14 protein-coding genes are annotated in these 15,240 nt (G+C 36.0%); 13 read left to right on the top strand and 1 reads right to left on the bottom strand.

Features of this window, described 5'->3' with window-relative positions; genetic code table 11:
• Window positions 1-59: 59 nt before the first annotated feature.
• From HND50_01095 to HND50_01125, 7 genes are all read left to right on the top strand, one after another.
• Window positions 60-881 (top strand): flagellin, encoded by an 822-nt coding sequence (locus HND50_01095; protein ID NOG43798.1) that lies wholly within the window; start codon window positions 60-62, stop codon window positions 879-881.
• 310 nt (window positions 882-1,191) lie between these two features.
• Window positions 1,192-2,013, top strand: coding sequence for a flagellin (locus HND50_01100; GenBank protein NOG43799.1), 822 nt, complete (start codon window positions 1,192-1,194; stop codon window positions 2,011-2,013).
• Window positions 2,014-2,083: 70 nt separating this feature from the next.
• Window positions 2,084-2,428 carry a flagellar protein FliS gene (locus HND50_01105; protein ID NOG43800.1) on the top strand — a complete coding sequence of 115 codons (345 nt, stop codon included), beginning with the start codon at window positions 2,084-2,086 and terminating at the stop codon, window positions 2,426-2,428.
• A gap of 15 nt (window positions 2,429-2,443) precedes the next feature.
• Window positions 2,444-3,916, top strand: a complete 1,473-nt coding sequence (gene fliD / locus HND50_01110) for a flagellar filament capping protein FliD (GenBank protein ID NOG43801.1) — start codon at window positions 2,444-2,446, stop codon at window positions 3,914-3,916.
• A 24-nt stretch (window positions 3,917-3,940) separates the two neighbouring features.
• Window positions 3,941-4,306, top strand: a complete 366-nt coding sequence (locus HND50_01115) for a flagellar protein FlaG (GenBank protein NOG43802.1) — start codon at window positions 3,941-3,943, stop codon at window positions 4,304-4,306.
• 1 nt (window position 4,307) lies between these two features.
• Window positions 4,308-4,736 (top strand): hypothetical protein, encoded by a 429-nt coding sequence (locus HND50_01120; GenBank protein ID NOG43803.1) that lies wholly within the window; start codon window positions 4,308-4,310, stop codon window positions 4,734-4,736.
• A 3-nt stretch (window positions 4,737-4,739) separates the two neighbouring features.
• Complete coding sequence (locus tag HND50_01125) at window positions 4,740-5,087, top strand: hypothetical protein (GenBank protein ID NOG43804.1); 348 nt, start codon at window positions 4,740-4,742, stop codon at window positions 5,085-5,087.
• 3 nt (window positions 5,088-5,090) lie between these two features.
• Here the strand turns inward: HND50_01125 and HND50_01130 are convergent, their stop codons facing one another.
• Window positions 5,091-6,974, bottom strand: a complete 1,884-nt coding sequence (locus HND50_01130; GenBank protein NOG43805.1) for a PAS domain S-box protein — start codon at window positions 6,972-6,974, stop codon at window positions 5,091-5,093.
• A 253-nt stretch (window positions 6,975-7,227) separates the two neighbouring features.
• On the opposite strand from HND50_01130, the gene HND50_01135 reads away from it, so the two are divergent.
• The 6 genes from HND50_01135 to HND50_01160 all read left to right on the top strand — a co-directional run bounded on the left by HND50_01135 (window position 7,228) and on the right by HND50_01160 (window position 15,234).
• Window positions 7,228-7,710 (top strand): response regulator, encoded by a 483-nt coding sequence (locus tag HND50_01135; protein ID NOG43806.1) that lies wholly within the window; start codon window positions 7,228-7,230, stop codon window positions 7,708-7,710.
• A gap of 12 nt (window positions 7,711-7,722) precedes the next feature.
• Complete coding sequence (locus HND50_01140) at window positions 7,723-9,177, top strand: DUF342 domain-containing protein (GenBank protein ID NOG43807.1); 1,455 nt, start codon at window positions 7,723-7,725, stop codon at window positions 9,175-9,177.
• A 123-nt stretch (window positions 9,178-9,300) separates the two neighbouring features.
• Window positions 9,301-11,625, top strand: coding sequence for a chemotaxis protein CheA (locus HND50_01145; protein ID NOG43808.1), 2,325 nt, complete (start codon window positions 9,301-9,303; stop codon window positions 11,623-11,625).
• A gap of 85 nt (window positions 11,626-11,710) precedes the next feature.
• Window positions 11,711-12,199 (top strand): purine-binding chemotaxis protein CheW, encoded by a 489-nt coding sequence (locus HND50_01150; protein ID NOG43809.1) that lies wholly within the window; start codon window positions 11,711-11,713, stop codon window positions 12,197-12,199.
• Between the two features lie 264 nt (window positions 12,200-12,463).
• The gene (locus HND50_01155) at window positions 12,464-13,000 is read left to right on the top strand and encodes a hypothetical protein (GenBank protein ID NOG43810.1); all 537 of its coding nucleotides are present in this window, start codon (window positions 12,464-12,466) and stop codon (window positions 12,998-13,000) included.
• Window positions 13,001-13,023: 23 nt separating this feature from the next.
• Window positions 13,024-15,234: a HAMP domain-containing protein gene (locus HND50_01160; GenBank protein ID NOG43811.1), complete on the top strand. Its 2,211-nt coding sequence runs from the start codon at window positions 13,024-13,026 to the stop codon at window positions 15,232-15,234.
• Window positions 15,235-15,240: the final 6 nt, after the last annotated feature.

The following is a 15,240-nucleotide window of genomic DNA, read 5'->3' on the forward strand; positions in this document are numbered from 1 at the left end:
AAAGGCGAATTAATCAACTGCGAAGTTGAAAAATTTTAATCAAACGAAAGGGGTAAATTATGAGTTCAGGTTTAACAAGAGTGGCTACAAATATTCAGGCGATGCAATCACTTTTTTATCTGAATAAAACAAATTCCGGTATAGCAAAACACCAATTAAATTTGGCAACCGGAAAGAAAATTAATACACCTGGAGATGATCCTGCAGGGTATCAATTGTCACGAGGTCTTGAGGCGCGTAAAAGTGGTCTTGAAGCAGCGCTGGATAATGTGAATAACGCGAACAGTATCCTGAATATTGCAGATGGTGGATATGCAAATATTATGGATATTCTTCAAACAATGAAATCTAAGGCCACACAAGCTGCTGATGGAAGTTTGGGATCTACACAGCGTACAGCCATTAATGATCAATTTACTGCACTTCGTAGTGAGATTGACCAGATTGTTACAGAAACAACTTTTAATGATAATGCATTGATTGATGGTACATTTTCTGTAACCTTCCAAACAGGTGAACAAGCTGCTGAAACGCTAGCAGTAACTTTAGCAAGTGCAACCTCTACCGGGCTTGGAATAAATGCTGTTTCCTTAACTACGCAAGCCAGTGCTTCGGCAGCCATTACAACATTTGATACAGCGATTAACACATTGGCAACACGTGCGCAGGATGTTGGTGAATATAAAGCAAGGTTGGGTGCAAAAGAAAGCACTTTAAGTGTAGCAATTACAAATACAGAAGCGATACGAAGTACCTATGAAGATGCGGATTTCGCTAAGGAGCAAATGGAAGTGCTTAAGATGCAAATCTTACAGCAGACTGCAGTAGCCTCTTTATCCCAGGCAAATCAAGCACCGCAGTTAGTGCTGTCTTTATTCTAAGGAAAGAATACTTAGCGCTAAAGCGTCCGTCAATTGACGGGCGCTTTTTTTTATTCTTAAACAAGTTTACTGAGAAATCCTATCATTTTCCCAACTGATATTTCCAATAAAACATAAAAAATCAATTTCCATAACAATAAAAAAAACAAACTCTTAGATGATAGGAATTATAAAATTATAAAAAAAAGTTAAAAAAACATTTAAGAAGACTAATCGACCCACGACCTATGTAGTAAGAAAAAAGATTACGAAAGTAATAAATAACGGAAACACGGAAGTTTCTACATTAAACCTTAATAAGGAGGTTATTATGAGTTCAGGATTAACCAGGGTTGCATCGAACATACAGGCAATGCAATCACTTTTTCACCTGAATAAAACCAATGAAGGTATTGCTAAGCATCAGCTTAACCTGGCAACAGGTAAAAGGATCAATTCACCTGGTGATGATCCTGCTGGGTATCAGCTTTCCCGTGGTTTAGAAGCACGCCGTAATGGTTTAGAAGCTGCCTTGGAAAATGTTAATAATGCACAAAGCATTCTTAATATTGCTGATGGTGGTTATCAAAACATTATGGATATTCTTCAAACTATGAAATCCAAAGCCACACAGGCTGCAGATGGTAGTTTGGGAAGTACACAACGTACTGCTATAAACGATCAGTTTACAGCGCTACGTAGTGAGGTAGATCAGATTGTTACGGAAACAACTTTCAATGACAATGCGCTTATTGACGGAACATTTTCTGTTACATTCCAAACAGGTGAGGGCGCCAGTGAAACATTGGCTGTGGCACTTTCCAGTGCAACATCCACCGGATTGGGAATAAACAGTCTTTCTATGTCAACTCAGGCTAGTGCATCAGCGGCAATTACATCTTTGGATACGGCGATTAATACGCTGGCAACCCGTGCACAGGATGTTGGTGAATATAAGGCACGGCTATCTGCCAAAGAAAACACCTTGAGTGTGTCGATCACTAATACTGAGGCGATTAGAAGTACTTATGAAGATGCAGATTTTGCAAAAGAGCAAATGGAAGTATTAAAGATGCAGATCTTGCAGCAAACAGCTGTAGCATCACTTTCACAAGCGAACCAATCACCACAAATAGTGTTGTCACTATTCTAAAGGTGAACAATAATTAACCAGGGGTGGGATTATTTTCCCACTCCTTTTTCCTGCTTAAAGGAGAGATAATATGTTAGCGGCAAAACAATTTATGACTCAGAATAAACCGAGACCGAACACACAGAAGAATCCATACCTCGTTCAGAAAATTATGTCTGCAAGTCCTGAACAATTGGTATCTTACGTTTATGATGCCGGCATAAAAGCATGCTCGTTGGAAAACAGATCTGATGCAACAAGAGCTGTCCAGGTTTTGATTAACGCTTTGGATTTTGATCAAAAAGAAATGTCATTAACATTTTTTAATGTTTACCGCTATATAAATTATACTATATCCCAGGGAAATTTTGCCGAAGCTAAAAGGAATCTGGAAGATTTAAAGTCCACATGGACAAAAGCAATGAAAGTTGTTTAATTTGAGGTAAAGAAGATGGATGTTTCTTCATTATTCGCAAATCAGAACTCTGTTCAATATCTTGTTGATCAGTTTATGTTCTTCGAGCAGGAACCTCGAAACAGGTTGTTGGATAAAAAAGATTCTGTTAATAGCCGAATCCAAATCCTTTCTGATCTGGATTCGAAGCTCTCGGCATTACAAAAACGTACGACCAGAATGACGGATGAGTTCACCAATTATTTTGCGGCTAAAAAATCATCAACTACAAACGAAGATCTTTTAAAGACTACTGCAACCAGTGATGCCGCTCTTGGTAACCATACTCTTACTGTCGATAGGATTTCAGCATCGGATAACCGCGTTTCTGATCAGTTTACAAATACAAATTCAGATTTTACTTCCTATATTACAGATCAGACTTTCACAATTGAAGTAGCGCACCCGACAGATGATGATGCAGATAACAGGGTTGATATTAGTGTTACTGTTGCAGCAAGCGCATTTTCCGGTGATAACGAATCTGTATTAAATGCTGTTAAAAATGCAATTAACGGCGCAATGGACCAGGCAGTTGCTGATGAGACAATAACCAATGAAGAAAAGATATTGGCTTCTACTGTCAGTGAAGAAGCAGGAGTCTCCAGATTGTCTGTCACTTCTGCAAGTAGTGGATATACATACCGCATGGATTTTGGTGCAAGTACATTGCTTGATGATTTAAATATCAATAATAACGCTCAAACAAGCGGTACAACAGGTGGATATATTTTGGATCCCGGAAGCAGCGCATCTACATCTCTGTTAAATTCAAAGTTTGAATTGGATGGATTGACTTATTATCGTGATTCGTCAACAGTTACTGATGCACTTGATGGCGTAACTTTGAAGTTATTAAACACATTCACAGCAGCAGAAACTGTAACCGTAAATACTGATACAGAAAAAGTAAAAGAAGAAATAAATGAATTTATCAAGGCCTATAACGAATCCATCGGTTATTTGAGAGAGCAGACCCAGTATAGTTCTGATACAAAAAGCCGGGGAGCGTTGTCTGGAGATTTAACCTATAGAAATATTTCGATAGATTTACGAAATATTGCCCAGGGTGCTGTTGAGGGAACAACCTTTACGGATTATGATTTGTTATATGACATCGGAATTGAAGCAAATCAGCAAGGCAAGCTATCAATTATTGATGACGATAAATTAACAACCGCCATAGAAACAAATACAGAATATGTTTCAGACATATTTACAGGAACAGATGGGATTGCAACAAAAATTGATGAATATGTTGAAAAATTTGTCAAAACCGGTGGTACAATTTCGGATAGCAAAAAAACATTAAACGATGAAATAACAAGTCTTAATGACAGGTTGGATTTAGTTGAGTCATTTTTAGATTCAAAAGAAAAACAATTATTTGAGGAGTTTTCAAAGTTGCAGGAGACAATGGCAACTTTGCAGAACCAACAATCATATTTAAGCTTATTCATATCAGGGTAAGAAACGGCATTAAGGGAGAATATCATGGAAGATATAAGGATTGCAAGAATAGCTGGCTCACCAGCTGCATCCGCCGTGCCGCAAGTAGCTGGAAGCAACAAAGTAAAAACGGAAATAACCTCAGCTGAAACAAAGAACGATCACCAAAAAGACGTTTCAGTGGTTCCGGATATTGATATTGAGGAATTAGTTGAACAGGCAAATCAAATTGCAGATGCAAATAACAAAGAGATTAATTTCAGAATGGATAATGAAGGTGATCCACCTGTAATTATTGTTTCCGATAAAGAAACAGGTGAGGTTATAAGGCAAATTCCTTCAGAAGAAATGATTCGATTAAATGACAAAATGGAAGATTTTGTTGGTTTGATCTTTAACGGGAGGTATTAAAGTGTTTCAGAATACGGCGGCAATTCCAAATAATTTAGAATCGGTTCTTAAGTTGGAATTGGATTATTTCAATTCTGTATTAAGTATATCTGAAAAAGTTGTCAAACAAGTTGAATCTTTACCAATATCAGTTTTAACAGAAATGGTGGATTACCGTAAAGAGTGGATTGAGAAAATCCAGAAGCTTGAAAACCGTAGAAAAGAACTGAACACAGTTCCTCAAAACAGTAATGAAAAAAAATATATCAAGAGTATTTCACGCTTAGCAAGTAAGCTTGTTAAAATTGATGACAAGATATATAAAAACCTGGAAAGCCGAAAAATGGAGTATATTGAAAAATCTGCTGCAATTTCCGGGCAAAGAAAATATAATCATAAACAGGTTAACGAAGTAAAAAACTCTGCAAAAATAAATATAATTCAGGAGTAAATCATGGGACCAATAAGACAATTATTCTCAACGTCTCCTGATCTTAAAAAAGCGGAATCTAATAAGAAAATTGGTAAGCCTACTGATAATGATCCGGGTGCAAAAGAGACGAATGCTGCAGGCAATGCGTCAAAAGATCAGGTAGAAATATCGAACAAAGGCCGTGAGTTGCTTTCTTTAAAGGTAGAGGCAGAAAACTATCTTAAAGAAATAAAAGAAAGTGAAGTGATTTCACCGCAAGAAGTCGATGCAATTAAGGAAAAAATCGCATCAAAATATTATTTTGATGAAGATGTAATTAGTGATTTGGTTGATAAATTAGTGAATCTACCAGACTATATGAATAGGTAAACATTATTCATATATAAATGTGTTGTCTAAAATGCTGCGGACCATCATTGCCAGTTCTTCCATTTGAAAAGGCTTTGGTAGGAACGCTATTCCCGGTTCTATACGATTTGTGTAGGCACTGATCAGAAGAAATTTAATATCTTTTTTTATGTTTTGAGTCACCAGTTTTAATTCAACCCCACCCATTTCCGGCATTACCACATCAGAAATTATCATATCTATCTGCTCAATATTGTCCTCAAATAATTCCAGGGCCTTTACACCATTATGTGCAATTAAAACCTTGTATCCATAATATTCTAAAGATTCTTTCAAATAAAGAATAAGATCGGCTTCGTCCTCCGCAACAAGGATAGTCTCTTTACCGGAGAGATTCTTTTTCTCTGCTTTTGCAACTTTGTTAGATTTTTTTTCCGAGTGCCAGGGAAAATACATGTCAAAAGTCGTGCCTTCACCAATAGAGCTGCTACATTCTATAAATCCATTATGTTGTTTTATTAAACCATAAACAATTGAAAGCCCCAATCCTGTACCATAACCAATATCTTTTGTTGTAAAGAAAGGTTCAAAAATATGTTTGATTGTTTCTGCAGGCATACCAAGGCCTGTATCTTTTACCGAAAATAGAATATACTTTCCAGGTGGAATTATGCCGGTTGTTGTGATTTTTTCTTGAGAAAAGTTTTTGTTTCGGGTTGTAATAATAAGTTCTCCACCATCGGGCATAGCATCGCGGGCATTTATGCACAGGTTAGTTATTATCTGATCAAGTGATGCCTGGTCAGCAGAAATCATAGAAAGTGATGGTTGTAAATCAGTAATAAAACTGACATCTTCGCCCAGGTAGCGTTCGAGAAGTTTATAATTATTTTTAACAATTTTATTAAGATCGGTTGTACGTGTTGATAATTTTTGCTTACGGCTAAAAGCAACCAGTTGGCGCACCATATTAGCCGTATTATTGGCTTTTTGGTGGATGGTTTTTATAAATGAGGCTGCTTTGTGATCGCTTGCTAATTTCCGTAAAGCAAGTTCCGAAAGACCGCTAATCCCGGCCAGGACATTGTTGAAATCGTGGGCAATTCCGCCTGCCAGCTGTCCAACCGCTTCCAGTTTTTCAATCTGAGAAAGCTTATTCTCCAGCTCTTTTTGCTCACTAATATTTTTACCGATCATTAAAACAGCTTGCCTGCCCTCATAATTTACATATTGCGCTTCAACTTCAATATTAACAGTTCCGCCGTTTTTCTTTTGTAAATCCAAAGTCATGTAATTAACGGCCTTGGTATTTAAAATTTCCTGAAGACCTAAAACATCATTTCGTGATGTGTTGTCCACAATATCCAGCAAAGAAAATTCCAACAGATCCTTCCGCGCATATCCTAAAAGATTGCATGTGATATTGTTTATATCCATAAAAGGCTTTGGCAATCCATTTTGGTCATAATAAAACAGCAAAAGTATATCGCTGGTTTTTTGGAAAAGGCTGCGGAAAATGACTTTCAGCTCATTTATTTTTTCATGAAGCTCATTGGTCGGTGTATTTTTTTCCAGTGTACAAATATAACGTTTTTCTTTTGATTGACTTTGTTGCGGCACAATGTTTAACTGCAGCCGAAGCAGCTCGCCATTTTCGTTATTTATAAGAACATCGCCGCACCAGGATTTGTTATCCTCGGTTTTGGACAGAATTTTGGTTTTAAGGTTTTTAGGAATCTCATTATTAAAAAGAATTCTTACATGTTGGCCAACAAGCTTTTCCTCAGAAAAACCCAGAAGTGTAATAAAAGGCGGGTTAATAAATTCTATAAGCCCGGAAGCGGAGATTACACAAACAGGATGTTTAACAAATTTGATTAAGTCTGTAGATTCTTGTTTTAAAGACATTTTTTTTAAATCATTGTTTTTTATTGGGTTTAATCCGGTTTTCGGTATAACACGCTAAAGTCTTAGGAAATACTAAGTTTAGTTGAAAAATGATAATCAATTTATTTGGATAATTAATCCTTTTAGATTTGGAAATATCTTTTTATAGCAATTGTAGCAAAAATCGTTAAACTGAAGCGTGTTTATTCCGATTGTTTTAATTATTCGAATTAATAATATATAACATTCTAATTACAAAGAATTCAGTTACTCTATGAAAAAAGTTCTTATAGTAGACCGTGATTCATCTACTTTAAACGATATCTCGCGACTGGTTACGGCGTTAAATTATGAGCCCGTTGTTGCTTTTAACACAACATCAATTTCAGGTTTAATCCGCGAAGAAATTGTATGCGTTTTTATTGATGTGGAAACGAAAATGATTAATGTAGAAGATGTTGTACGTTATTTTAACGGTCCGCAAAAACTTAGTCCAAACGGAATAATACCCATCTATTTCCTGTGTACAAATCCGGATTCTTATTATGTAGAACATGCAAAACAATTACCGCATACAGATCTGATAAAAAAACCTGTAACTTTAGAAGCTATTTTTGATTTATTGTATGACAGTTTAAACCTGGAACAAGTTGAATACGAACAATTTTCAAATCATTATAAACTCACCCAATTAAAAAAATACTCGGGTACGATAGGATCATGGCTGGAAAAGTTTGGATCTCTATTAGACAACTAAGAGGTAAGTAGATTGAGCAAGAAACGAATTGAACTGAATAATGGCCTGCTGCTCGCAACCGAGTTATGGGATGGGAAATTAATATTAGGCGAAATTCGCTACGGTACAGCTAAAAAATCTGAAATGCGCCCGGCAATGTTAAAAAAAGGTTATCGCTTTGGTCTATTAGATTCCAGCTTCGATTTGTTGGAAAGCGGTCAAAAAGGTCAGGTACCAATTGCCCTGGCATATCTTGATAAAGATCCCGGAAAACCGTGGTTTCACTTTGAAGATGCTTTGAATGATGACAATTTTAACAGCTGGCTAAAGAGCGGAAGTTTTGATTCAATTGATTTCTCTTATCCGGTTAAAGCGGGCGAACGGTTATTGAGTTTATCTCAAACACCATTTTCCTATTTAAGACATCCCAATGGGGAAAAACAATTTTTGGCCGAAATTAGTGACGATAATATTGGGCTTTATGCCGGAGAAAATACAACTCTAAATGCACAAAACAATGCAATTGAGTCAGAAGTAGACGGATATGCCCATCGCACAATTTATGGTACAGTTTCAGTTTATCCGCTAAAAGATGTTAAAAATATAGGGAAAATGCATGGCCGTGTAGAGTTTGATAATGCGCTGGAAGTGGAGCAGGATATCCGAAGTGAGTCCATTGTTACGCTGCCCTCAAACCTAATGGTAAATGGGTTAATCCGTTCGGCAAACATTCGTGTTGGTGGAAATATTACCTGCCATTTTGGTTTTGATAATATGCAAAAATTGGAAATGGCCCGGATATATGCCGGGCAATCTATTTTCACAAATCAGATCATTGGCTATCCTGTTTGGGCCGGTATGTATGTTATTGTGCAGCAATCGATTGAAAGATCTACTATACAATGCATGAACAGTTTGGTTTCTCCTTTGATCAGCGCTTCGGAAATAAGGGTGGGATCAAAAATTTATACGCGGAATATTGATAAGTCATCGCAAATATTTCTGGGGCCAAATTATGTTGTAGATCCTAACTTGAAAAATATAAAAAACTATCATAAACAGCATGAAAGAAAATTGTTTGATCTTTATCTTGATTTAGAAGATCAGCAGCGTGAATTAGAGTTTACAAAAAAGAAAGCACTTGGTCATTTGGCAAAATTAAATAAAATGGCCAAAGCAAGCATTTCTTCTGATGTTTTGTTAAACCGTTTTTTTGTAAACATGCAAGACCTTCATGAAAAGTATAACGCTACTCTTGAAAAGTGTGACAGAACCTTAAGCATATTTGAAGATGAAAAAAAGCAGCTTTCATTTTATGAAACTCATACCCGGGATGATAAGAATCCTGAAATAATCGTGACAGGTAAAATAAGCAGCGGTTGCGTCATTCATGCTCCTCATCAAACTTTGAGAATTAGAGAATCCTTAAATCATGTTTCAATCCGCCTGGTTGAAGAAAACGGAACTCTTGAAGTAAATTCTCTTTAATTGTTTTCCTATCAGATTTTAACCACCATTACCTTAATACCTTCATTTTCATAACTCGGTTGTCGTTAATTACTCTACAACATTTTTATACATATTACTATCTTTTAGATAATGAGGCGGCAGATGAGCGCAATTTTGGAAGAAGATAAGGAAATCTTATTTGATTTTATTACTGAGAGTAATGAAGCATTAGAAAAAACAGAAATGGTTTTATTAAATCTGGAAGAAACTATTGCTGGTAGCAAGAAAATAGATTCTGCGAAAATAAATACTATTTTCCGCACATTCCATTCTATAAAAGGCAGTGCAGGGTTTATTGGTCTATCATCTACACAGAACCTGACCCATGAAGCTGAGACTCTATTAGATTTGGTTCGGAAAGATAAGCTTGATTTATCAAAAAAGCACATTGATATCTTTCTTGAAGTTAGTGATACTTTAATGATGATGATGAACCATCTTCAAGAGAACTTTACTGAAGACAAATTTCCTGCGGATACGGATTTGTTATGTTCACAGATTACGGGTTTTATCTCTGAAGCAGAATCTGGCAACGGTAAACTAGAAAAAGAGGAGCAAAATAGTGTTTTAGAGGAACAAGAAGATTTAGCAGATGAAAAGAATAAATCTCTTGAAGATATGACTGAAGAAGAAATGCTTGATGCCCTAATTACCCCTGAAATGGAAAAACAGTTCGTTGTTGACTCAACAGATTTATTAGACAGCCTTGAACAGGATCTTCTTAGCCTGGAAAAAGACCCGGCTAACATGGAGTTAATTGAAAACGCTTTCCGTACTTTACATAGCTTAAAAGGAAATGCAGGATTTTTTAATTATATGGATATAAACCAGATTTGCCATAAAGCGGAAACATTTCTTGATATGGCTCGCACTGGAAAAGCAGTTCCCGGATCATCACAAATTTCACTCATTTTGCAGGTTTTGGATTTCATAAAAATTGCAGTTGATAACTTAGATGACGGAAAACCACCGGTTATAATGGGTAAAATTGGTCTAATAGATTTAATGAATGACTCATTTGGTTTTGAAGAACACCAAGAAGACGAACAAGAAAAACAAGAAAAGCCGAAAAAAGAAGTTATAGTCAGTGCATCAAAAAATAAAACTAAAAAAGCTGAAAAGAATTCAAAACCAAAGGAAACTCCAGAAAAACAAACTGCCAAAAGCCTTCCAGATAAAAAAGAGGTTAAACCTGAAGTTGGTGTTAATAAGGTAAAACAGGAAAAAACAACAGATAAGACACACGCAAGTAGCGTATCGGAGGTAATTCGTGTCGATGTAAATAAGTTGAATACGTTGATGGATCTTGTAGGCGAAATTGTAATCTCCGAATCGATGGTTTCACATAATCCGGATTTAAAAGGAATGGAGTTGGAAAGTTTTGAAAAGTCAATTAGTTACCTTCAAAAAAATGTACGTGAGCTTCAGGAGCTTTCAACATCGATGCGGATGATCCCCTTAAATGGCGTTTTTGGTAAAATGAAAAGGCTAATCCGGGATTTGTCATCAAAAAATAATAAAAAGATTGATCTGGTAATTTCAGGAGGTGAAACCGAGGTAGACCGTTCTGTTCTCGAGCACATTTCAGATCCTCTTGTCCATATCTTAAGAAATGCAGCTGATCACGGCATTCAAACGCCCGCCGAAAGAAAAAAGATTGGGAAAAGTGAAACAGGTAAAATCGACCTTTCTGCGAAACAGGTTGGCGGAGAGATTTGGATAATGATTAAGGATGATGGCGCTGGCCTAAACAAAGAAAAGCTTTTATCTAAAGCGCTTGAAAAAGGCATTATCCAGGAATCTGAATTGGATATGCCTGACGAAAAAGTTTGGAACCTTATTTTTGCCCCTGGTTTTTCTACAGCAGCGAAAGTATCTGATATTTCCGGCCGTGGTGTTGGAATGGATGTTGTTCTAAGAAATGTAGAAAAAATTCGTGGAAAGGTTGAAGTGACAAGCCATGAGGGTGAGGGAACGACTATAAATTTACGAATTCCATTAACAACTGCAATTGTAGATGGCATGATAATGAGAGTCGAAAATTCGATTTATGCTATCCCAACATTAGATATAAAAGAATCACTTCAGGTTGGTGAAAATAATATTGTCGATTTAATTGATGGTCAGGAAGTCATTAAAATTCGGGAAAATTTGATTCCTGTTTTGAGAGTTCATGAATTACATAATTTAAGCTTTGAGCAAAAGCCACTATGTGATGGTATTGTTGTAGTAACTGAAAAAGATGGAAAAGGAATAGGGTTTTTAGTTGATGAAATATTGGGTCAACAGCAGCTTGTAATAAAAGCCTTGCCAAAATATCTTGGCTCAGTTCAGGGTGTTTCGGGTTGTGCAATCCTTGGAACTGGAGAAATTTGTTTAATTCTTGAACTGGCTAATTTAATAAAAATGGTTGAATCAGTTGTATGATCATTAATAATTCATTTAACCAGATCTCTAAAATAATAAAAGTCAACTCTTAGGAGAAAGTGTTATGCAAACAACTGAAGAAGTTATGGTAGAAAAGTTTAATGATGAGGACACTCAAGAAGGTCAGTTCCTGACATTTAATATTGCAACTCAGGAATATGGTATCAATATTCGTCATGTGACTGAAATAATTGGTATTCAAAAAGTAACCGACTTACCGGACTTACCGGATTTTGTTAAAGGCGTAATAAACCTAAGAGGTAAAGTTATCCCGGTTGTGGATGTTCGGTTACGATTTGGGATGGATGAACGTGACTACGATGAGCGGACATGTATTGTTGTGGTAAATATTGAAGAAACATCAGTCGGCTTAGTAGTTGATACTGTGTCAGAGGTGATGAACATTCCTGGTGAAAATATTGAACCACCCCCAAGAGTAAATAAAAAAATAAATGGCAACCGCTTCGTTCATGGGCTAGGCAAAGTTGAAGAGGATGTTAAAATATTATTAGATACACAAAAACTTTTGTTTGAAGAGGAATTAGAACAAATAATTAAAGCTGCAACAACTTAAATTAATATATCAACCTATCTTGTATTGACGTTGTTTTAAAAGCCTTCTTTTGGTCCAAGCTCAAGAAGGCTTTTGTTATTATTCAATTTAGACACTCATTCCAAATTTCGACAATCCTCATTATTATTTTTATCTTCAACATGCTGGCAAGAATCTTGTCAAAAAATATATATATATAACATCGTTCGTGCCTTATCCGATAAATTATATATTGCTAAAAATATAATTTTTTTTATTAAAATAATTTACGTCATGGAGGATGTAATGAGTTTTATTCGATTATTTATTGTGGTTTTTTCTTTCCTTTTTTTGGGACAGGTTTTTGGGAAAAATGCAACAGCGGCACAATATTTATACATGATAAATAAGGTTATACCGGAACGAAAAACAGTTGCTGTTTTTATGTCTGAGGATTTAGTTAACAAAGAAAAGCCAAAGCTTGAAAGGGCTGCAGCAACCTTTGGGATAACCGTTACTATTTATTTAATTGATAACGCACGCACCATTGGCGGAAGCATAAAAAAGCTTTCTTCAGATGATGCATTGGTTGTTTATGAAACACCTGTTTTGAAAGAAAAATCGAGTAAAATGTTTATTCTGTCTAAGTGCAAAGAAAAAGGCATTCCAGTAATTTCGTCTTCAATGGATTATGCTAAATCTGGGGCATTTATAGGCATAATTGTTAACGACAAATTTAAAATGACTGAACTATTGATAAACTTGCAAAACCATTCTGACCAAAGTGATAAATTTACAGAAGAATTCAATTTATCATTAGGTATTACACAGGTTTTAAAATAGGTACTATTTAAGGGGACATAATTATGAGTTTCGGCCAAATGAAAATCAAATCAAAAGTATTGGTAATTTTCCTGCCTGTACTTTTTGTAATGATTTTAGCAGGCATGTGGATAATAAACATCATTACCGAAAGTGCTCTGAACAAGAATCTAGAAAAATCGTTGGAAATTGTCAGTAATATTGCCTCCGGTGCAGTTAGAACAGGAATGGAATTTGCAGATAATGAGACGGTTGCTGATGCTCTTAAAAACTTTAAAAACGATGAACAGATTTCGTTCTTACAAGTCAAAAATTCCGATGGCGAAACGGTTTACTTTTTTAGAAAAGAAGGCTATCCTGATTTAAGTGCAGAAAATATTTCTGAATTGAAAAATACCGACTCAGAGTTTTTTAATTCAAAACCAGTGTTCTCTGGGAGTGATAAAATTGGTAATGTTTATGTTGGTATTTCACTTACGGCAAGAGACGAAGCTTTAAGTTTTGCAAATACAATCCTTTATATTATATCCATTGTCGGGCTGTTGGTTATAGCAGTGCTCATTTTATTTTTGGCTACCCGTTTTTCAAAACCTATTCAAAATCTTGCGGATATTGCTGATAAACTCAGCGATGGAGACGTGCAGCAGGAAATTGATTATCAAGGTGGAGATGAACTGGGAATGCTTGCAGACTCATTTCGCGAGATTGTAAAATCCCAGCGTGAAAAAGCACATGTGGCCAATGAAATTTCACGGGGAAATATGAATGTGGAATTATCAGACCTAAAAGATGTTGATGACCTTGGAAAAGCAATGAATACCATGAAAATTCGGATTCAGGCTATGGTAAATGATGTGCAGGAATTGGTGGAAAGTGCTGTTAAGGGAGACTTAAAAAAGAGAGCTGATGCAACGAATCACCAGGGAGATTTTTACGAAATAATTAGTGGGGTTAACCGAACTTTGGATGCTGTTGTTGAACCTATATCTGTAACCTCAGAATACATACAGCAAATTGCAAGCGGAAATATACCAGAGCAGGTTAACAAAGATTTCAAAGGTGATTTTAAAGTTGTCGAATCCAACCTTAATATGTGTATTACATCTATTAAAGCTCTTATAGAAGATTCCAATTATTTAGCAGAGGCTGCCGTATCCGGAAAATTGAGCGAACGAGTTGATGAAAATAAGCATACCGGTGATTATGGAAAGATTGTGAAAGGGCTCAATAATACAATGGAAGCGGTGGTTATTCCAATTAATGAAGCTAAAGTTGTTTTGGATGAAATGGCTAATGGTAATCTTACTTATACAATGGACGGTGATTACACTGGCGACCATGCTAAAATTAAAACGGCATTAAATAATTCAATAGGTTCAATAAATGAAATATTAGTTCAGGTGCAGGAAGCTGTTGAAAAAGTAAGTTCCGGTTCAGGTCAGGTTTCTGAAACAAGCCAGTCTGTTTCAGAAGGAGCTTCTGATCAGGCAAGTTCAATGGAAGAAATTAGTGCATCAATGGTTGAGATTGGCCAACAGTCAAAACAAAACGCAGAAAATGCTGAAAATGCAAATACTATTTCTCTTAGCTCACGAAGTGCGGCAGAAGAGGGCAACTCGCAGATGAATGATATGTTGGATGCCATGGAAAAAATAAATAAATCTTCTGCAGAAATATCCCGCATAATAAAGGTAATTGATGAAATTGCATTTCAAACCAATCTGCTTGCTTTAAACGCTGCGGTTGAAGCAGCCAGAGCTGGTGTTCATGGAAAAGGCTTTGCAGTAGTTGCTGAAGAAGTCCGTAACCTTGCACAAAGAAGTGCAAAGGCTGCAGAAGAAACAACAGATTTAATCGAAGAATCAATTTCCAAGGTAAAAAATGGAACTGAAATTGCCAGCAAAACAGCAGGTGCAATTAATAATATTATAGAAGGTATTACCAAATCAACAGATCTGATTTCTGAAATCAATACGTCTTCTCAAGAACAAGTGCAGGGAATTGACCAGGTTACAAAAGCACTGCAACAAATCGATCAGGTTACTCAATCTAACACGGCCTATGCTGAAGAAAGTGCAGCAGCTGCAGGTGATTTAACAATAGCCTCTGAACATTTAAGAACTATGTTAACCCGCTTTAAACTTTCTTCAAATGGTAATAGTTCTTTGTTAAATAACGAACAAGAAGATGAAGAATTTGTTCTTGAAGATGGTGATAACAGTGAGTTCGGTCAAAATTATGAAGATGAATTTTAAAAGAAT

Source organism: Calditrichota bacterium (assembly GCA_013112635.1).
Taxonomy (GTDB): domain Bacteria; phylum Calditrichota; class Calditrichia; order Calditrichales; family J004; genus JABFGF01.

Coding starts and splice junctions, on each gene's coding strand:
- HND50_01125 (NOG43804.1), top strand. CDS start 4,740: ATGGGACCAATAAGACAATTATTCTCAACGTCTCCTGATCTTAAAAAA.
- HND50_01130 (NOG43805.1), bottom strand. CDS start 6,974: ATGTCTTTAAAACAAGAATCTACAGACTTAATCAAATTTGTTAAACAT.
- HND50_01150 (NOG43809.1), top strand. CDS start 11,711: ATGGTAGAAAAGTTTAATGATGAGGACACTCAAGAAGGTCAGTTCCTG.
- HND50_01145 (NOG43808.1), top strand. CDS start 9,301: ATGAGCGCAATTTTGGAAGAAGATAAGGAAATCTTATTTGATTTTATT.
- HND50_01105 (NOG43800.1), top strand. CDS start 2,084: ATGTTAGCGGCAAAACAATTTATGACTCAGAATAAACCGAGACCGAAC.
- HND50_01100 (NOG43799.1), top strand. CDS start 1,192: ATGAGTTCAGGATTAACCAGGGTTGCATCGAACATACAGGCAATGCAA.
- HND50_01115 (NOG43802.1), top strand. CDS start 3,941: ATGGAAGATATAAGGATTGCAAGAATAGCTGGCTCACCAGCTGCATCC.
- fliD (NOG43801.1), top strand. CDS start 2,444: ATGGATGTTTCTTCATTATTCGCAAATCAGAACTCTGTTCAATATCTT.
- HND50_01135 (NOG43806.1), top strand. CDS start 7,228: ATGAAAAAAGTTCTTATAGTAGACCGTGATTCATCTACTTTAAACGAT.
- HND50_01095 (NOG43798.1), top strand. CDS start 60: ATGAGTTCAGGTTTAACAAGAGTGGCTACAAATATTCAGGCGATGCAA.
- HND50_01155 (NOG43810.1), top strand. CDS start 12,464: ATGAGTTTTATTCGATTATTTATTGTGGTTTTTTCTTTCCTTTTTTTG.
- HND50_01160 (NOG43811.1), top strand. CDS start 13,024: ATGAGTTTCGGCCAAATGAAAATCAAATCAAAAGTATTGGTAATTTTC.